The organism is Acinetobacter sp. M5A5_2a, from assembly GCF_053345265.1.
Genome location: NZ_JBKEZV010000002.1, coordinates 59244 through 78153 on the forward strand (window position 1 = coordinate 59244; position 18910 = coordinate 78153).

The 18910-nt window shown below is 40.3% G+C and carries 18 protein-coding genes; 4 read left to right on the top strand and 14 right to left on the bottom strand.

Annotated elements, in window-relative coordinates:
• Positions 1 to 17: 17 nt before the first annotated feature.
• The gene (locus ACLBWE_RS02645) at positions 18 to 1283 is read right to left on the bottom strand and encodes a dicarboxylate/amino acid:cation symporter (RefSeq protein WP_005038480.1); all 1266 of its coding nucleotides are present in this window, start codon (positions 1281 to 1283) and stop codon (positions 18 to 20) included.
• Between the two features lie 109 nt (positions 1284 to 1392).
• Positions 1393 to 2265: an acyl-CoA thioesterase gene (locus ACLBWE_RS02650; RefSeq protein ID WP_003653674.1), complete on the bottom strand. Its 873-nt coding sequence runs from the start codon at positions 2263 to 2265 to the stop codon at positions 1393 to 1395.
• Positions 2266 to 2541: 276 nt separating this feature from the next.
• Here ACLBWE_RS02650 and plsB point away from each other — a divergent pair, with 276 nt between their 5' ends.
• Positions 2542 to 5106 (top strand): glycerol-3-phosphate 1-O-acyltransferase PlsB, encoded by a 2565-nt coding sequence (gene plsB, locus ACLBWE_RS02655; RefSeq protein ID WP_045433169.1) that lies wholly within the window; start codon positions 2542 to 2544, stop codon positions 5104 to 5106.
• Positions 5107 to 5152: 46 nt separating this feature from the next.
• Here the strand turns inward: plsB and ACLBWE_RS02660 are convergent, their stop codons facing one another.
• Positions 5153 to 6136: a putative solute-binding protein gene (locus ACLBWE_RS02660; RefSeq protein WP_447601028.1), complete on the bottom strand. Its 984-nt coding sequence runs from the start codon at positions 6134 to 6136 to the stop codon at positions 5153 to 5155.
• A gap of 79 nt (positions 6137 to 6215) precedes the next feature.
• The gene (locus ACLBWE_RS02665) at positions 6216 to 7031 is read right to left on the bottom strand and encodes an NAD-dependent epimerase/dehydratase family protein (protein ID WP_447601030.1); all 816 of its coding nucleotides are present in this window, start codon (positions 7029 to 7031) and stop codon (positions 6216 to 6218) included.
• Between the two features lie 20 nt (positions 7032 to 7051).
• On the opposite strand from ACLBWE_RS02665, the gene recG reads away from it, so the two are divergent.
• Entirely contained in the window at positions 7052 to 9097 is a 2046-nt protein-coding gene (gene recG, locus ACLBWE_RS02670; RefSeq protein ID WP_311085644.1) for an ATP-dependent DNA helicase RecG, read from the top strand.
• Positions 9090 to 9719, top strand: coding sequence for a ComF family protein (locus ACLBWE_RS02675; RefSeq protein WP_447601437.1), 630 nt, complete (start codon positions 9090 to 9092; stop codon positions 9717 to 9719). Before recG ends, ACLBWE_RS02675 begins: the two co-directional genes overlap by 8 nt.
• A gap of 5 nt (positions 9720 to 9724) precedes the next feature.
• On the opposite strand, the gene ACLBWE_RS02680 is transcribed toward ACLBWE_RS02675, so the two are convergent.
• Together ACLBWE_RS02680 and ACLBWE_RS02685 are read right to left on the bottom strand one after the other, a co-directional pair.
• Positions 9725 to 10123 carry an NUDIX hydrolase gene (locus ACLBWE_RS02680; RefSeq protein ID WP_005038468.1) on the bottom strand — a complete coding sequence of 133 codons (399 nt, stop codon included), beginning with the start codon at positions 10121 to 10123 and terminating at the stop codon, positions 9725 to 9727.
• Positions 10124 to 10136: 13 nt separating this feature from the next.
• Entirely contained in the window at positions 10137 to 10718 is a 582-nt protein-coding gene (locus ACLBWE_RS02685) for an LOG family protein (RefSeq protein WP_005038465.1), read from the bottom strand.
• 158 nt (positions 10719 to 10876) lie between these two features.
• Between ACLBWE_RS02685 and ACLBWE_RS02690 the strand changes: the two genes are divergently transcribed.
• Complete coding sequence (locus ACLBWE_RS02690; protein ID WP_004639553.1) at positions 10877 to 11890, top strand: magnesium and cobalt transport protein CorA; 1014 nt, start codon at positions 10877 to 10879, stop codon at positions 11888 to 11890.
• Positions 11891 to 11962: 72 nt separating this feature from the next.
• Here ACLBWE_RS02690 and ACLBWE_RS02695 read toward each other — a convergent pair whose 3' ends face one another.
• The 8 genes from ACLBWE_RS02695 to ACLBWE_RS02730 form a co-directional block, all read right to left on the bottom strand.
• Positions 11963 to 12250, bottom strand: coding sequence for an STAS domain-containing protein (locus ACLBWE_RS02695; protein ID WP_003653685.1), 288 nt, complete (start codon positions 12248 to 12250; stop codon positions 11963 to 11965).
• Between the two features lie 11 nt (positions 12251 to 12261).
• On the bottom strand, positions 12262 to 12903 hold the full coding sequence (locus ACLBWE_RS02700; RefSeq protein ID WP_004639556.1) for an MlaC/ttg2D family ABC transporter substrate-binding protein: 642 nt from the start codon (positions 12901 to 12903) through the stop codon (positions 12262 to 12264).
• A 26-nt stretch (positions 12904 to 12929) separates the two neighbouring features.
• Complete coding sequence (gene mlaD / locus ACLBWE_RS02705) at positions 12930 to 13613, bottom strand: outer membrane lipid asymmetry maintenance protein MlaD (protein ID WP_447601035.1); 684 nt, start codon at positions 13611 to 13613, stop codon at positions 12930 to 12932.
• Positions 13613 to 14389 (bottom strand): lipid asymmetry maintenance ABC transporter permease subunit MlaE, encoded by a 777-nt coding sequence (gene mlaE / locus ACLBWE_RS02710; RefSeq protein WP_045433193.1) that lies wholly within the window; start codon positions 14387 to 14389, stop codon positions 13613 to 13615. The genes mlaD and mlaE overlap by 1 nt, the downstream gene beginning before the upstream one ends.
• Positions 14386 to 15204: an ABC transporter ATP-binding protein gene (locus tag ACLBWE_RS02715; RefSeq protein ID WP_447601038.1), complete on the bottom strand. Its 819-nt coding sequence runs from the start codon at positions 15202 to 15204 to the stop codon at positions 14386 to 14388. The genes mlaE and ACLBWE_RS02715 overlap by 4 nt, the downstream gene beginning before the upstream one ends.
• 90 nt (positions 15205 to 15294) lie before the next feature.
• On the bottom strand, positions 15295 to 15504 hold the full coding sequence (locus ACLBWE_RS02720; RefSeq protein ID WP_026055540.1) for a hypothetical protein: 210 nt from the start codon (positions 15502 to 15504) through the stop codon (positions 15295 to 15297).
• A gap of 108 nt (positions 15505 to 15612) precedes the next feature.
• Positions 15613 to 17598 carry a DEAD/DEAH box helicase gene (locus ACLBWE_RS02725; protein ID WP_132070377.1) on the bottom strand — a complete coding sequence of 662 codons (1986 nt, stop codon included), beginning with the start codon at positions 17596 to 17598 and terminating at the stop codon, positions 15613 to 15615.
• 406 nt (positions 17599 to 18004) lie between these two features.
• A complete protein-coding gene (locus ACLBWE_RS02730) occupies positions 18005 to 18835 on the bottom strand; it encodes an inositol monophosphatase family protein (RefSeq protein ID WP_003653693.1) in 831 nt (276 codons plus the stop codon).
• Positions 18836 to 18910: the final 75 nt, after the last annotated feature.

An 18910-nucleotide genomic window follows, 5' to 3' on the forward strand; every position in this document is an offset into this window, starting at 1 on the left:
TTTTGATCTATAGATAGTTAGACACTGATATCTTTATCTTTCGTATAACGGTCTACAACCACACTAATCATCATATCGCCCTGCACATTTACCACTGTTCTGACTGTATCTAACAAACGGTCAATCGGAAGTAAAATTGCAATTGCCTCAGCTGGCAAACCCACAGACTGTAAAACCATAATCATAGTGACCATGCCCGCGCTAGGTATTCCTGGCGCACCGAGTGATGCAATCATTGCTGTTAAGCACACTATAATTTGTTGTGTCAGGTTTAAATCTAGACCCACCAAATTTGCCACAAACAATGCAGCTGCCGCTTCATATAGTGCAGTACCATCCATATTCAACTGTGTGCCTAATGGAATAACAAATCCTGCTGTTTGCGGGCGCACGCCTAAGTTTTCTTGCGCACACTTCATACTAAGCGGCATAGTGGCAGAGCTAGAACTGGTTGCAAATGCGGTAATCAGTGCTGTACGCGTCCCTTTAAAAAAGGTCCACGGGCTCATACGACCAAAAACCCAAAGCAGTAGTGGTAACACAACGGCGCCATGAAAAATAGTTGTGCCCGTTACAACGACTGCAAACTCAGCCAAACGACTTAATACCGAAATATCTTCTGTTGCCATTAACTTTGCTAACAAAGCAAAAATACCCAACGGCGCTAATTTCATCACCCAGCCAACCAGCAACATCATCATTTCAAAGAACTGGTGACTCAATAAACGAATACTTTTGAAACGTTCCCCACCCTGCACCAAAGCGACACCGACAAATAAAGCAAAGACTACGACGGCTAAAACGTTACCATCACTAAACGCTTTAAATGGGTTAATTAAAGTATTTTGAATAAAATTAGTGAAAAAACTTGCAGGGTTTAAACTATCTGGTGCTTGATAATTTTGCATAGATGTCTGGAAAATAGAAATATCTATGCCACGTCCAACTTCAAATAAATGAGCACAACTGATGCCTAAAATTAAGGCTAAAGTGGTTGTAGTTAAACAGCATAAAAATGTGATTTTCCAGACTGGCCCTAACTGTCCGCCTGCTTGTAGATTTGATACCCCCACAACAATCGAACTAAAAATTAAAGGTACCAAAAGCATTTTAAGGAGCCCAATAAAAACACTACTTAATATTCCAAGCCCATATAAACTATGTTTTACAAAAGCTGTATCTGGATACATTGTGAGTAGGAAACCAAAGGCTAAACCTAAAATGGCGGCAATCAGAATTTGTGTATTTAAGTTCATATCAGCATTATTTTTTTCAGTTGGCATACCTTTTTACAATATGACATGAGCTTGCTTTTCATTCGAGCAATTTTTTGTCACATCGATCCCATTAAAAAGAAAAAAGCCATCTGGTTAGATGGCTTTTTCGAGGAATCTATTGCGTTTCAATTTCCCGCAAACGGATTAAACCCTCTTGTACTGTACTGCATACAAGCTGACCATTTTGCCACATACGACCGAAGTTTAAACCGCGTGAAGCCGCGCTCACTGTGGCTTCCATGTCATACAACATCCACTCATCCGCACGAAGTGGACGATGGAAATAAATCGCATGATCAATGCTTGCACATTGCAAACTTGGAGAAATATAACTTAAGCCATGCGGTCTTAAAGCCGTTGTCATTAAAGTAAAGTCTGAATAAAAGGCAACAATCGCTTGATGCAGAGCAATATCATCTAATTGTTTTGGAATACGATCATGCGTGCGGATGTAGTGCGCATTATATGGAGCTTCGGGTTGCGGCTGAAACGGGTTTACCGGATCAATTGGACGAATTTCTACATGACGCTCACGCATGAAACTAGCACGAACATTTTCAGGTACAAAGTTTAGAATACCCTGTTTCAGTTCATTTTCAGATTTAAGCGTTTCTGGTGCAGGATACTCAGGTTCTTGATGTTGATAGTTCAAACCTTCTTCTGGGTTGGCAAAAGAAACCATCGCTGAAAATATTACTCGCCCATGCTGAATTGCACGGACTTGACGACTTACAAAGCTCTTCCCATCCCGTAAACGGTCTACTTCATAGATAATTGGGGCATTAATATCACCACCATACAAAAAATATGCATGCAAAGAATGCGCTGGGCGATCAGTTGTATAAGATGCTGCACGTAAAGCCTGACCCAAAACCTGTCCACCAAAGACACGTTTACCGACAAGATTACGGCTCATGCCACGGTAAATATTTTCTTCTAGCTTTTCTAAAGTGAGAAGCTCGACTAGTTCTTGGGTTAGCGCATTCATGAGAGATACCTTCATATTTCAGGTAAAAAATCGTATTAAAGGACAGGTGTGTAGAATCTATTGTGCCATAAAAAACTATTTGAACATGGAACAATCAGTCAACTTATGACGAACATTGCTCATATAACAGCTAAAAATACGATTTTTAACGATAAAATATGCCAAAAGCATTATAATTTATACGCTATTAGCATATTGTTTTTTTCAACAAATGCCTCAAAATAATTACCCTCCGCATTTGGTGCTGGGATTTGTCTTTAAGAAGTAGGAGTTCTTATGTCCAAGAGTGGGTTTGGTCAAATGTATCGTCGGCTTTCGAGTAAACTACTTGACCTCGTGGTAACACCACATGTTCTTGGGGAAGTTCCTACTGAACCAGTATCAGAAACAGAAGCAAAAACTGACCGCCAGAAAGTGGTGTGCTATGTCTTACAAAACCATTCTCGAAGCAATGCTTTGGTGGTTGATGGAGAAACGCGTCGTTTAAATTTAAAACCTGCGTTAGACCCATTAGTTGTTGGCACTCATCAGGAAAAAGCATCGGTTTTATTTTTACAGCACAATGATGAAAATAATTTACTGAATCCTCCTCCTCATGCTTTTCCACCACGCTTACTAAAATTAATTGAAGTCTTACAAGAAAATCCTGAACTAGATATAGAGCTTGTTCCGGTTACCGTTTTATGGGGCCGTACACCAGATAAAGAAGATTCTTGGTTTAAGCTCTTATTTTCAGATACATGGGCTACACCAAGCACCGTTAAGCAATTGGTCAACATTGGCTTACATGGCCGCCAATCATATTTAGAATTTCATGAACCGCAATCGCTACGTGAACTGGTTGAATATGCACAACAGCATTATCCAAACCTTTCACCAGCTACATATATTGTAAGTACGTTAAATGATTACTTAGATCGTCAACGTGAAGTGGTCTTAGGCCCCGATTTATCGGATCGCCGTAATGTCATGCAGTCGGTTGTAAAATCTCGCGATGTGCAAGAAGCGATCCGCCGTGAAAGTATTCGCGGAAAAGTGAGTATGCTCGAAGCTGAACGTCGTGCGATTGGTTATGTAAATGAAGTCGTATCTGATTATTCACACTCAGCTGTACGCTTTGCCGATCTTGCTTTAACGCGCTTATGGACCCAACTTTATGACGGCGTAGAAGTGCACAACTTCAGCACTGTTCGTGAACTGGCAAAAGATTACGAAGTGGTTTATACACCTTGCCACCGCAGTCACATTGACTATTTATTATTATCCTATGTGATTTATAAACGTGGCTTAATGGTTCCGTATATTGCTGCCGGTGATAACTTAAATCTACCATTTGTAGGGCAACTTTTACGTGGAGGTGGCGCATTCTTTATTCGTCGTTCTTTCCGTGGAAATGGCCTTTATACAACGGTATTTAAAGAATATTTATATAGTATTTTGTCACGCAACACCCCTCTTGAATACTTTATTGAGGGTGGTCGTTCACGTACAGGACGCCTATTACCGCCTAAAACTGGTATGCTTGCCATGACAGTTCACAGCCATTTACGTGGCCGTGCTAAACCGATCGTCTTCTTACCAACTTATATTGGTTATGAACGATTGATGGAAGGCTCGACCTACGTGGGCGAAATGCAAGGTAAACCGAAAGAAGCCGAATCAATTTTTGGTATTGTAAAAACCTTACGAAAAATTGAACGTATTTTCGGCAAAGTCCATGTGAACTTTGGTGAGCCTGTTTTCCTTGATGATCTGCTTAAGCAACATAATGCAGAAAATGTTCATATCGAAAAGAATGACGACCCAATTCCTCAAGCGGTTTCAGATGCAGTAAATAGCTCTGCACATGCCATTTTAGAAAATATTAACCGAGCTGTGGTGATTAACCCTGTCTCTTTACTTTCTATTATTTTGCTTGCAACTCCAAAGCATACGCTTGATGAAGAAATCTGTATTAAGCAGCTTGAAGCTTACCGCAATCTGGCATCAAACTTCCCATATGACCAACGTATGGAAGTAACACCACTTTCTGGTAAAGAAATTATTGCTTATGGTTTAAAGCTTAAACTCATTAAACGAGTTCAGCATGCACTCGGCGATATTATTGGGATTGAAGATAACCAAGCTGTTCTTCTGACCTATTTCCGTAATAACATTTTGCACGCCTTTGTTTTACCGTCATTGGTTGCATCACTTGTTGAACACAATGGAAAAATCAGCCGTTCAGATTTAACCAATGTCATCTATACCCTGTATCCATTCTTGAAGGCAGAGTTATTCCTTAAATGGAAGAGTAGCGAGCTTAAAGAACAAATTGAGCAATATGCAGATGCATTGGTTCAATCGAAACTTATTCAACAAGACGATGAAGGTAACTTGATTAGCTCTGCACCAAATACTGAAGAGCATAATCAACTCGTTGTTTTAGCTACTCCTGTTAAGCAAAGCCTTGAGCGTTACTACATGACGCTTGCGCTCATTACTCAACGTGGTTCGGGTAATATTTCTGCTAAACAGGTTGAAGAATTAAGTCATTTACTCGGACAACGTTTGTCTGTTCTATATGAATTTAATTCGCCAGAGTTCTTCGACAAAGCTTTATTCCAAAGCTTCTTAAAAGTACTTACACAGCAAAATTACATTCGAACCAATGACCAAGGCCAAATCGAGTTTGATGATAATTTCCGTCAAATGGCTGCGGGTGCACAATTGGTTCTTGATGAAGTAACCTTACAAATGTTGCAACACATCACGACCTTTACCGATGAAGAATTAAAAGATGCGCTTGAAGCTATGGCATCTCAACAAGCAAAACGACGTTTAAAACGTAAAAAATCTTAAGATTTTTAGTCAAAATAAAAGGCAACGAAAGTTGCCTTTTATTTTATTAGCGAATTGGACATTCAAAATAGCGTGGATCATCCATGCAACGCAGACGCTTCATAAGTTGAACAAAATAAGCATCGTAATAACCTGAAAGAACGTACTGATTACGTATTTTTGCAACCATAACGTCATAGCTCTGCTTTTCATAAAAAGAGACATCTACCCAGTAATAGGCAGGTAAATGGTTTTCCCACTGGGTCGCACGGTTAGTCAGTAATTGGCTGTTTTGAACAAACCATCCTCGAATTTTTCGGCCAAAATTAGCAGGATAAGCTTGTGGTTTAATAATTAAATTGACGCCGAAATATGCCAAAGGAAAGTTAATGACTTGGACATCTGGTCCAAATTCTTTTTGTAAGTTATATGGCAATAGTCCATATATGGGGGCAGGAACAATATCGATTTTGTCTTGTTTAAACTGAACAATCGCATTAGATAAATCAACATAAACTGGCTGACCACCCACACTTCGTACCAATGCCTGTTGTGGTGGATTGTTTGGTAACACCCCAATACGCTGATTTCTTAATTGAGCCACTCTAGAGATTTTCTTATTTTTTAGGACCATATAGGCAGTGCCAATTGGAATCATCCCTACCGCTTCATAGTCTTTAGAAATTAGCCTTTTCTCGACTGTTGGATGATTCAAAAGCTGCAATAAGCTTTTAGCGGTACGATTATTAGGAATAAGCCCGATACCTGAGGTGCTCCCCATAAACTGGTTATAACGATAAGTATTAAAATTAGATGCCGCTAAACCAGAACATTTACCCTCGTCAAATGCTTGTATGGCCTGTTGTTCCTTTTGATAGGTAACCACTTTAAATTTGACTTGATATTGCTGGGCATATAATCGAATGTCATTTAAACGACGTGTGATATCCCCTTGGGAGCCAATTGGATCATATGCACACCACACCTGATCCTCTGCCCAACTCGCGACAGCTGTTAAGCTCAAAATAAGAGCTAAGCAAATTTTTTTCACTTTCAACCTTTTTATCTTTATCGGCAATTTGGCTGCCTCATCAGGTATTTCTATTCTTATTTAAAGTTTAATCAAAATTTTATTTAGTACTATGAACATTTAAACATAATAAATAGTCATTAAAGCAAATTGGATGCTCTAATTGAAAACCTGTTTGAAGCAAATGTTTCGCATATATTCTTTTACCTGAAGTTTGGTTTGATTCTAAAGTTAACTCTGGTAATCCCAATTGTTTTTGGAACCACACGATAACTTCATGCAAAGGCAATGGTTCATTATTAGTCACAATATAGCTCGCTTGATGAGTTTCATAGTCGGCCATAAAAGCCAAAAATCTTGCTAAATCATCAATATGTATTCGATTGCTATAATGTATATTTGGATAACTTTGATTATTTTCAGCCATTTTTTTCAAACGGGCAACGGAAGTTCCATAAATGCCAGTTGGGCGAATAATTACACATTGGTTTGGATAATGCTTCTGCCAAAGCAACTCCATATTACGTAAGATATGGCCTTGTGCATCGCTTGGTTGAACTTCACTAAAATCATCAATGATCTCCCCTGCATTTTCACCATATACCCGCGTAGAAGAGACTACAATTATTTTTTTGACCGGATGTGGTTTTAATGCTTCTCGAATCGGTTCAATACTATCTACATAAGTATATTGATAACCCTCAACCGTACTCTCGTTTGGAGAAAGTAAAATATATACAACATCTACAGGTTCAATTTTACTTAAATCGAGTTTAAAGATATCTTGAACAAGATGGGTTGCGTAACTATCTGTTTTTACACTACGGCTGATTGTGGTAATTTGATGTTCTTTCTCAAATAGTTGTTTAGCAACACGCTGAGATGTTTTACCATAACCGATAAATAATATATGCATAGAAAACTCGTTGAGGGGACATGACTTCAGTCCATCAGTTACAAGGCGTTGGATCGGCTTCAGCAGCCCTGCTCGAAAAACTAAATATTTTTACCACAGATGATTTACTGTTTCATCTGCCACGTGATTATGAAGACCGCAGTACGATTATTGCAATGAATCAACTTGTGGTTGGGCGTAGCTATTTACTCGAAGGTGAGGTCAGATCAATTGATTTCCCTCCGGGAAAACGAAAATCTATGGCAGCCTTGGTTCAAGATGAATTCGGTAAAGTCACCTTACGCTTTTATCATATTTATAAAAACCTGACTGACAAAATAAAACCAGGTCATCGCTTACGTATTTTTGGTGAAGTTCGCGTAGGTGCTCGCGGCCTTGAGATGTATCATCCAGAAATTCAGCTCATTAATGACCATACTCCCCTACCCAAGACCCAGCTTACAGCAATTTATCCCAGTACAGATGGACTAACCCAACCCAAACTGCGCGAATATGTAAAACAAGCTTTAAAGCATCATAGTGATGCCTTACCAGAGCTACTCCCAAAACAATATACCAATGGCTATGCGCTTAAAGAGGCTTTGTATTACATTCATGAGCCTCCAGTTGATGCCAATATGGTTCAATTGGCTCAAGGTTCACACCCCGCACAGCAACGGCTTATTTTTGAAGAGTTGGTTGCACACCAAATTAGTTTACTTAATCGACGTGCTTATATTCGCCAAATCGCCTCCCCAGCTTTTTCAAGCAGCAAAATATTAGCCAAAAAACTATTAGAAGCTTTGCCTTTTCAAATGACCAATGCACAAAAGCGTGTATCTAAAGAAATTTTGAATGATTTAAAACAGCACCAACCAATGCTTCGATTAGTGCAAGGCGATGTAGGCGCTGGAAAGACCTTGGTTGCAGCTGTGGCCGCTTGCCATGCTTTAGAAGCAGATTGGCAGGTTGCATTAATGGCTCCTACTGAAATTCTTGCAGAACAGCACTATTTAAATTTTAAGCGTTGGTTTGAACCATTAGGCATTACTGTTGCATGGTTGTCTGGAAAACAAAAAGGTAAAGCTCGCGCACAAGCAGAGCAACAAATTAAAGAAGGTCATGCTGAACTTATTATTGGTACACATGCGTTATTTCAAGATAATGTTGGATTTGCCAAATTAGGTCTAGTGATTATTGATGAACAGCATCGTTTTGGCGTAGATCAGCGCTTAGCTCTGCGTAATAAAGGTGCTGAGCAGTTCACCCCGCACCAACTCGTCATGACAGCCACTCCTATTCCAAGAACACTGGCAATGAGTGCGTATGGTGATTTAGACACATCAATTATTGATGAGTTACCACCAGGGCGTACCCCAATTCAAACAGTTACGATTCCGCTTGATCGTCGTGAGGAAGTACTCCAACGAATTGCTTCGAATTGCAGAGATGGAAAACAGGCATATTGGGTGTGCACACTGGTTGAACAGTCTGAAACTTTAGATGCTCAAGCAGCAGAAGCAACTTATCAAGAAATGAAAGAGCGCTTTCCTGAGCTCAATATTGGCTTAGTGCATGGCAAAATGAAAGCCGACGAAAAGCAAGCGGTCATGCAAGCATTTAAGAATAATGAATTACAGCTTCTTATTGCAACGACAGTCATTGAAGTTGGAGTAGATGTTCCCAACTCCTCTATTATGGTGATTGAAAATGCCGAGCGTTTAGGTCTTTCTCAGTTACATCAATTACGTGGTCGTGTCGGTCGAGGTGCTCAAGCCAGCTTTTGCGTACTTTTATATAAAACACCTCTTTCACAAAATGGCCAAGAGAGACTTTCTATTTTAAGAGAAAGTAATGATGGCTTTGTGATTGCAGAAAAAGATCTTGAGTTACGCGGGCCGGGTGAATTACTAGGTACTAAACAAACTGGAGATATGGGATTTAGAGTTGCTCGTTTAGAGCGAGATGACCACTTACTGAGTCAAGCTCATTATGTAGCTCAGCAAGTGTTAAAAGATTATCCAGAACAAGCAGATGCACTATTAAAACGTTGGCTTCCAGAAGCGCCTCGTTATGCATATGTTTAGTTTCTTAAATCCGCAGCATCTTATCCACTCACTCTCACCTTGCTTGTTGTGTGAGTCAGGTGTGCGAGAAAAACATTCGCTCTGTAAGGACTGTTGGGAACAGTTACCATGGCTTAAACAAATAATTCAACGTAATGATCAATCCGTTCTTGTGGCCTGTGATTATGCATATCCAGTCAATCGGATCATTCAGCAGTTTAAATATGAACAAATATTACATTATCAAATCTTATTAGGTGAAATTTTACAACAACTCAAATTTCCTAAGGTACAGGCTATTGTACCTATGCCAATTTCGAATCAACGCTTAATTGAACGTGGTTTTAATCAGTCACTATTACTCGCGAATATCTTAAGCAAGCAATTAAAAATACCTGTTTGGCAGCCAGTGCAACGCCTTGCTGAGCATTCACAAAAAGGGCTTTCTCGACTGGAACGCTTTGAGAACATCGAACAACAATTCATTGCATTTACTCAAGAAAAACGGCGTTATCGCCGTGTTCTGATTATTGATGATGTCGTTACCACCGGAAGTTCAATTTATGCCCTTAGTCAGGTATTAAAGCAATTAGGATGTACAACCATTCATGCCGCCTGTTTAGCGGCAACTTTAACGAGCTAAGATCATTAAACTGTAGATAAATGCTGCTCACACCAAGGAATAACAATTTCACGGGTTAACGGTGCGAGGTGAGTTTCTGAATCATTTAAATCCACCCATTTCATTTCTGCAATTTCGGCAGCAATTTTAGGAGCCTGATCGAGTTGAACAAGATATAAATGACTGACCAGAATGTGATCTGGTTCATTCGCCGCTGCTGTTTCAAAACGACCAAGAAATTGCTCAATTACACAAGAACTTCCAACTTCTTCTAAAATTTCTCGCTGCATTGTGATCTCTGGCGCCTCATTAGGTTCCAGCTTACCACCAACTTGCATAAAAGCATGGGTATTACGCTTTCTTACGAGCAATAACTGATTTTGCTCGTTCAAGATCACTGCAGCAGCGACCGTAATTGTTTTCACCTATTTAACCTCTTTATGGCTGTACATCAGCATTTGCCCATTTTGGAGCAGGGGCCTGATATTGTTCAAATTGTTGAAGAATATCTTCTATTTTGTCTGAAGCGATCAATTTATCAACGAACCGTGCTTGGCTAAATCCATTATCTACCGTTCCTTGGATCATTTTAAGTAAATCTTCATAAAAGCCAGCTACATTTAAGAAAGCACATGGCTTTTGATGAATACCTAATTGCGCCCACGTCCATTGTTCAAAGATTTCTTCCAATGTACCCGCACCGCCCGGTAAAGCAATAAAGCCATCGGAAAGATCTGCCATTTTGGTCTTACGCTCATGCATATTTTCGACAACATATAATTTGGTTAAGCCCGGATGAGCTAACTCACGATCGACCAAAGCACGAGGTATTACTCCAATGACTTGTCCACCTGCCCGTAAAGCACTATCAGCGACAACGCCCATCAAACCTGAGCGACCACCACCATAAACCAAGGTCTTACCTTGTTTTGCAATAGCCTCGCCTGTAGTTTGGGCAACTTGTTGGAAAATTGGGTTTGAACCAAGAGATGAACCACAGAAAATACAAATTGAATTCATAGTGTAAAAAACCGTTTTATTGAACTGTCATGCTGACAAACTAAACTATCGATAAAGTTTTTTTTTGCAAAATAGCGTATTAGCAAGTGTTTTTCGGCAAATCCTTGTCTAAAATACACCCATCCATTTCCATCAGACTGCGTGAGGAAAAAAGACACATGCTTGAAGCCTTTTATGCCACAGAACGCGGAAGTCTGGAAGATGCCACCATCAATGGTGGATTTGATCTACATCCCGAATTAGTCTGGCTTGATCTTATTGCCCCCTCGCAAGAAGAGCAACAATGGGTCTTAGATGCCTATGATCAAAACTTACCCACACTAAAGTCGCTTGAAGATATTTCATCCTCAGCACGATTTTACCGTGATGATGACGGTATTTTGCATATCAGCACCTATTTTTTAACGAAAAATAAAAATTATCAAGTTGATGGTGATGCAGAAGATTCATCACACATTTTAGCGATGGTGCAAACGGTTGCATTTATCTTACATAAAGACCGTCTCTTTACGATGCGGGGAGAAAAATTAGTTGCCTTTCGTGCCTTCCGTGCACGTGCCCGTCGAAATGACTATGACATGGACTATAAAGATCCAACATGGATTTTATTAGGCCTTCTTGAGGCAAAACTCGATGAGCTTGCGGATATCTTGGAAGATATCCACAAAGATTTAGAAAAATACTCTACTGAAGTTCTAAATAACCACCAGCGTGAACAAATTCTAGATCTTGACGATATGATTACGCGACTAGCTCAACAAGAAGATATGCTAGGAAAAGCGCAGCTCTGTTTAATTGATTTGCGACGTGTACTTACTTTTTTATCACGTCCACGCGCATTAGGCAGTCATATTTACGATGCAGATATTCGAGAACTCAGTGAAGATGTTCGCTCACTCGTAGAACATGATGCCTTCTTATTCCAAAAAGTACGATTCTTGCTTGATACAACGTCTGGATTCATTAATACCGAGCAGAATGACACGATCCGTCGATTCTCGATTTTACCAAGTATGTTAGCTCCGCCTATGCTCATTGCCAGTATCTATGGTATGAACACAGATGTACTACCTTTTGCACATGGTACGACTAGTTTCTTTATTGTTTTACTCATTATTATGGGCTTCTTTATTGGTCCTATTATTTACTTCCGCTGGAAAAAATGGATCTAAGCTTTGTAATAAAATGCTAATTCCAAGCATAAAAAAGCACCTATATTTAGGTGCTTTTTTATATTTTACAGATCAAATCAGATGTAGATCTTCCTGCAAATGGCAGGCTTGAATAATCTTCAGCATTTTTTCGGGTACATTTTTAAAATGTAAACCAGTATTCTGCGGAGTAACACGTAGCCATTGAACTAAAACAGCCAATGCCAAGGTACTACCATGCTCAAGCTGTGTTAAATCTACCACTAAAGGAAAGCTTTGTTGCTTCTTAATGATATCTAACCCAGCTTTATACTGTTGTTCGGCATTTTCAAAATCAATTTTTCCCGAAACAACCAATTGTTGGTTGAGATACTGAACCACTATTCACCTACTTATTTCTGTTTGTTCTGATTAACAGCAGCGTCTGCATCCGGCTGGAAGGTTGCAATTGCTTTATTTAAATCGCCACCATTACGCTTCACAGTTGCAGCAAACTGGTTACGGAACTGCAATCCTAAATCAATACCAGAAACATTGATATTACGGATTTTCCACTGAGTACCTTTATCAGCTAACTGGAAAGACACAGGAATTTTTTCACCATTGTGATTAAAGTCCAATGTCACTACAGGGTTTTTACCCGCAGTTGCTTTATAAGGACGCATTGTATAGCTTTGATTCGTATACTTAGCAAATGCACTACCGTAATTTTCAATTAACGTATTACGGAAGTTTGTTTCAAACTGAGCACGTTGTGCAGCTGTACTATACTGATTAGTCGCATAAGTACCCATTACAATACGTGTAAATGCTTGTGAATCAACATACGGGTCTAAATTCTGACGTACGATAGCCTTCACTAAAGCAGGATTTGCTTGCAATTTAGCATGGTCAGCTTTTAAACGAGCAATCAAACCATCAGCAACACGCTTGATAAAATCAGGTGCTGCTTCTGAAGGTGCAGCAAAAGCTGTACCTGCAATCATGGTAGACAAAAGACTTGCTGTCAGGGTTTGTTTAAACAACGTATTCACCAGGAACCACTCCTTCAAATAATCTTTTACTCAACAAATGATGCTTGTGCACTATCTTTATTAGTGCTTGCAGGAGCACTCGCTTCTGTTGAGCCTGAACTGGCAGCAACTTTACCAGCCCCACCACCAGTAATAAATTTACTAATTAAATCTTCTAAATCCATAGTTCCTTGAGTGTTTGAAATCGTGTCACCTCGTTTCAGGTAGTTCACACCGCCACCAGGTACAACTTTCAAATATTTCTCACCCAACAAACCATTCGTTGCTACCATTATATAAGCATCTTCATCAATACTGGTGATGGAGGTCATGTTACTGGTCAGTTGCTGTTCCATTGTTTTTTGTTGCGCTGGAGAAGCCTGCGTATAATCTGAGCTATAACGTAACTCTTCCAGTGCATTTTTCTGAACTTCTTTTAATTGTTCAGGATTGAAACTTGTCAATTTTCCATCTAAACCAAATGTTACGGTAGCCAAACGCGTAACCGGATCAAGCGTGATTGAATCAACACGACCAATTGTAACACCACTCATTGTCACTTTAGCACGAGGCTTTAGACCATTGACGTTATCAAACTGAGCCTTCATGGTATAACTATCACTTAAGTTCGTACCGACAAGACCACTGACTTTCATCGCTAAAAAAAACAACGCAATACCGAAGATAATAACAAAGATACCAACGGCCAGTTCACTACTACGTGATTTCATTAAATCCCTCCGAACATGACCGCAGTCAACACGAAATCAAAACCTAAAACACATAATGAAGAATATACAACTGTTCTCGTCATTGCAGTTGCGATTCCTTCTGGAGTTGGATCACACGCATATCCTTGATATACCGCAATCCATGTACATAGCAAAGCAAACACAATACTTTTAATAATGCCATTTACGACATCATGTCCAAATTGCACGTTGTTTTGCATTCCACTCCAGAATGAGCCTTCATCGACGCCAAGAAAATCGACACCTACCATTTTACCGCCCACAATACCAATCGCAGCAAAAATGACAGTTAGCATCGGTAAACTGACCACTCCCGCCCAAAGGCGTGGTGATACGATTTGTTTTAATGGGTCAACCCCAATCATTTCCATACTGGCAAGTTGTTCACTTTGCTTCATAGAACCAATTTCTGCGGTTAATGCTGAACCTGCTCGACCAGCAAATAATAAAGCTGCAACCACAGGAGCCAACTCGCGTAATAATGTTAACGACACCATTGTGCCGAGCATTGATTCACTGCCAATATTTACTAAGATTGAATATCCTTGCAAACCCAGTACCAAACCAATAAATAGGCCTGACACAGTAATAATCAACAAAGACATTACCCCTACCCGATGCATTTGGTAAATAAATCGTCCAAAACCACCCGATGTAGGAAAAGAAAAAACAATCTGTACGAGCATTAGTGCCGCAACACCAATCCCTCGAATCCGCTCAATAACGAGTCTACCTAACCAGGCAATCGCATTCATGGACGAACCTCGTTATTTAAATAGGCTTGAGGACTAAATTGATATTCAACCGGTCCTTCTGCCGAACCTGTTAAGAATTGGTGTACAAATGGAGAAGCATATTTTTGCAAATCTTCAGGTGTACCCTCACCCTGAATTTTTCCTTCTGCTACCACATAAATGTAGTCAGCAATCGATAATGTCTCTGCGACATCATGCGAAACAATAATTGTGGTTAAATCCAAAGCTTCTCTTAACGAACGGATTAAACGTGTTAAAACACCTTTTACAATCGGATCTTGACCAGCAAAAGGTTCATCGTACATGATTAAATCTGGATCAAGTGCAATCGCGCGAGCCAATGCTACACGACGATTCATACCACCTGAAAGTTCTGTCGGCATTAATTGTTCAGAACCACGTAGACCCACTGATTCAAGTTTTAACGCAACCAGTTCAGCAATGAGATTTTCAGGAAGCTTAGTATGCGCTCGAATTGGAAACGCCACATTTTCATAAACGGACATATCCGTAAATAAAGCTCCACTCTGAAATAACATTCCCATACGTGCACGGGCGGAAAAAAGTTCCTGACGAGACATTTTGGCAATATCTTTTGTGTCGAGTAAAACTTCCCCCTGATCTGGAACAAGCTGCCCACCAATCAGACGTAATAAAGTTGTTTTACCTGTACCAGAAGGTCCCATAATGGCCGTAATCTGGCCTCGACGTATATTTAAACTAATATTGTCATAAATGACGCGTTCCCCTCGATTAAAACTCAAGTTTTTCACTTCAATAAGTGATTGAGTCGAGAGAGGAGTTTTATTATTCATAATGGCAATCGTTCCTGCACTTTTATGCACGCATACTATAACACTGAAAATTAGCAAACTTGTTGTAATTTTGACAAAAGCAAATCTAACTTATTTTATAGAAATAGAAGAGGTATGTTCGTAAAAAGAGGTCAATTCAGAAGCTTGGAATTGCTCAACAGAACTTCCATTTATAAAAGCGTAGGCGAAGTAAACACCATTACACAAAACGAGTGCAATAAAGAGATAAGGCAAACCATGCTGAACCAAAAGGTTCTTCAATTGTGCCATTATTGTTTCTTTTCGCTTACTTTTACGCATTATTGAATAAAAAATTGAACCAATTCACATTTTGTTAGTTTATAACAAAACTGAAAAATAAAAAAGGCCAGTATTTTTACTGGCCTTTTTTTTCAAACTAAATATTGATTAGCGGTCGAATTTACGACGCGGTGGTTTATCATCGAAGCTACGACGCGGACGATCTTCACCACCAAAGCTACGTTTTGGACGATCATCACCACCGCCGAACGCTGGACGTTCACCACGTGGCTTGTCATCAAAACTACGGCGCGGACGATCTTCACCGCCAAACGCTGGACGCTCACCACGTGGTTTATCATCGAAGCTACGACGCGGACGATCTTCACCACCAAAGCTACGTTTTGGACGATCATCACCACCGCCGAACGCTGGACGTTCACCACGTGGTTTATCATCAAAACTACGACGTGGGCGATCTTCACCACCAAATGCTGGACGCTCACCGCGTGGTTTATCATCGAAGCTACGACGCGGACGATCTTCACCACCAAAGCTACGTTTTGGACGATCACCAAAACCAGCTTCGCGACGTGGTTTATAATCTACGCGATTACCACGGTTGTCATCATTCGATTCAAAACGCGGTTTATCATTGAAACCACCTTCGCGACGTGGACGATCTGAAGTGAACTCACGACGTGGACGATCTTCAAAACCACCTTCACGACGTGGACGGTCTGAATTGAATTCGCGACGCGGACGATCTTCACCACCGAACGCTGGACGTTCACCACGTGGTTTATCATCGAAGCTACGACGTGGACGGTCATCACGACCACCTTCACGGCGTTTAAAGTTGCTTTCGCCTTCAAAACGACGACCACCACCAAAACCACCGCCGCCACTACGACGACCATCACGACCACCGCCGCCATTACCACTACGGCCACGACCACCGCCATCACGACCTGAACGAGCAGGAGGTGGAGATGGCTCTAAGCCTTCAATTTCAGAAACACTCAAACGTGCTTCTAAATATTCTTCAAGTGCACGAATCTTACCGCGTTCACGATAAGTTGCTAAAGTAATTGCTTGACCAGTACGACCAGCACGACCAGTACGACCAATACGGTGTACATAATCTTCATGCTTCATCGGAAGACCGAAGTTAATTACGTGAGAAATAGTCGGAACGTCAAGACCACGAGCAGCAACGTCAGTTGCAACTAGGATTTTTGCACGACCTTCACGAATACTACGTAAACGACGGTTACGAACTGTTTGTGGCATTGCACCATGAAGTGCAACAACAGAATGACCTGCTTCAGCAAGTTCTTCTGCCAACATATCTGTATCTTCTTGCGTGCTAGCAAAAACAACAGCTTGATCTAAGTTTTCATCACTTAACCAATGTGTAAGTAATTTTTTCTTATGTTCGAAGCCATCAGTCCAATGCAATGTTTGCGTAATATCTGTATTGGTTGAATGACCTGTTTCAATTGCGATACGCATAGGATCTTTCATCATGCATGATGCAAGACGAATGATACGATCAGCAAATGTTGCAGAGAACATTAATGTTTGTTTACGGTTAGCTGCTAATTCGCTAATTGCTTCTAAGTCTTCAGAGAAACCTAGGTCAAGCATACGGTCCGCTTCATCAACGATTAAAGCATCTACTTGATCTAATTTAATTTGACGACGATTCACCAAGTCAAGTAAACGACCAGGTGTTGCAACAACAACTTGCGCGCCTTTTAATTGTTGAATTTGTTTTGCAAATGGCATACCGCCCATAATGGCAGCAATACGAACACCTTTCATGTGACGTACAAGTGCAATTGCATCTTGACTTACTTGCTGTGCCAATTCACGAGTTGGTGAAATTACCAAGATATTCGGTTGAGTCACTGCTTTCATACGGTCTTTGAACGGTACAACAGACTCTTGACCAGCTAAAGCATTTAATGTTGGGAGTAAGAATGCTGCAGTTTTACCAGAACCAGTTTGGCTTGATACGAGAAGGTCTTTACCTTCTAAAGCAGCAGGAATTGCTTGTTCTTGTACAGCAGTCGGGGTAGTAAAACCTAAACCTTCAAGCGCTTGTTGTAAGGTTTCATGCAAAGAAAATTCGGCAAAAGATTTGCTCATAGAGAGTTTCACCCTTGTGGGTGCTCCATTTTTAATAAATACAAAATAGACATCGGCAAAAAGCGGCAAAGCAAAATTAGCTGAAAGCTTTTATTCAGCAGCAATCCGAGTAACGACGATGTGGACTAAACGCATGCTTGATTACGGCCGAACCTGAAGAATCGCTGAGCGATCGGGGCGCAAGAAATGGTCCTCTCTATGGACGGCGTGCGCTTACAATGAATAGAACAGAATGTTCAGGTAATGAACGGAAATTTAAGTGCGTTGGCGGATTATAGCAGAAATAAATTAAAAGTCACCTGTTTTAATCAACTTTATCTATATTTCTTGAATTAATTTAATTTTACTCTTTACTTAAAACACAAAACCCTCTGATTAAAGAGGGTTTTATTTACAATACGCTAAATTATTTTGCAGCTTTATCCCAAGCTGGAACAACTGTTTGCATTAAAGGTTTTAATAATTTAAGCGAACATGCGAGTACTTGACCATTTTCAAATGAGTTATTACCACCACGTGCGTCAACAACTACACCGCCCGCTTCTTTAAGAATAAGTTCACCAGCAGCAATATCCCATGGCTTTAAACCAAGCTCAAAGAAACCATCAAAACGACCTGCAGCTACATACGCTAAATCTAGAGCAGCCGAACCGCCACGACGGATTTGTGCACCTGCTTGAGTAACCGCTAATAACGATGCGAAATGCTGCTCTGCATAAGATACGATTTCGCCAGCACGTTTAGCACGGTAAGGATGGCCTACTGCCAAGAATGTATTTTCTAAACTATCTTTTACATTTACACGAATACGGCGTTGATTCATAACTGCACCGCGACCACGGCTAGCAGAGAACAACTCATCACGTACTGGATCGTAGATTACGCCGTGTTGAGTAACACCTTTATGTTGAACTGCAATAGAAATACAGAAATGAGGGAAACCATTAATAAAGTTTTGTGTGCCATCAAGCGGGTCAATTACCCAGCACCACTCTGCATCATGGCCTTTGCCTTCTTGCAAACCAAACTCTTCACCTAAGAAGCTATGGTTCTTATAACTTTTACGTAATGTATCAATCGCTAATTGTTCTAAATAACGATCTACACGTGTTACCGGGCCATCAATGCCTTTCTCTTCAACTTGTAAATCGAGTTTATGACGATTTTGATGCGCTTTTAAAAGCTCTTGACCAACTGTTTGAGCCGCACGCGCAGCCATAACCACCATAGGTTCCATTGAACACCCACTAGACAAATTTGAAGATTTTGACAAAGAATAATGCATAAAAGCGCAGATATTTTAGCAAATATA

Bases quoted from the DNA above. Each gene is read 5' to 3' on its own strand.
- ACLBWE_RS02645 (WP_005038480.1), bottom strand. From the start codon at position 1,283: ATGCCAACTGAAAAAAATAATGCTGATATGAACTTAAATACACAAATT.
- ACLBWE_RS02650 (WP_003653674.1), bottom strand. From the start codon at position 2,265: ATGAATGCGCTAACCCAAGAACTAGTCGAGCTTCTCACTTTAGAAAAG.
- plsB (WP_045433169.1), top strand. From the start codon at position 2,542: ATGTCCAAGAGTGGGTTTGGTCAAATGTATCGTCGGCTTTCGAGTAAA.
- ACLBWE_RS02665 (WP_447601030.1), bottom strand. From the start codon at position 7,031: ATGCATATATTATTTATCGGTTATGGTAAAACATCTCAGCGTGTTGCT.
- recG (WP_311085644.1), top strand. From the start codon at position 7,052: ATGACTTCAGTCCATCAGTTACAAGGCGTTGGATCGGCTTCAGCAGCC.
- ACLBWE_RS02675 (WP_447601437.1), top strand. From the start codon at position 9,090: ATGTTTAGTTTCTTAAATCCGCAGCATCTTATCCACTCACTCTCACCT.
- ACLBWE_RS02685 (WP_005038465.1), bottom strand. From the start codon at position 10,718: ATGAATTCAATTTGTATTTTCTGTGGTTCATCTCTTGGTTCAAACCCA.
- ACLBWE_RS02690 (WP_004639553.1), top strand. From the start codon at position 10,877: ATGCTTGAAGCCTTTTATGCCACAGAACGCGGAAGTCTGGAAGATGCC.
- mlaD (WP_447601035.1), bottom strand. From the start codon at position 13,613: ATGAAATCACGTAGTAGTGAACTGGCCGTTGGTATCTTTGTTATTATC.
- mlaE (WP_045433193.1), bottom strand. From the start codon at position 14,389: ATGAATGCGATTGCCTGGTTAGGTAGACTCGTTATTGAGCGGATTCGA.
- ACLBWE_RS02715 (WP_447601038.1), bottom strand. From the start codon at position 15,204: ATGAATAATAAAACTCCTCTCTCGACTCAATCACTTATTGAAGTGAAA.
- ACLBWE_RS02720 (WP_026055540.1), bottom strand. From the start codon at position 15,504: ATGCGTAAAAGTAAGCGAAAAGAAACAATAATGGCACAATTGAAGAAC.
- ACLBWE_RS02725 (WP_132070377.1), bottom strand. From the start codon at position 17,598: ATGAGCAAATCTTTTGCCGAATTTTCTTTGCATGAAACCTTACAACAA.
- ACLBWE_RS02730 (WP_003653693.1), bottom strand. From the start codon at position 18,835: ATGGAACCTATGGTGGTTATGGCTGCGCGTGCGGCTCAAACAGTTGGT.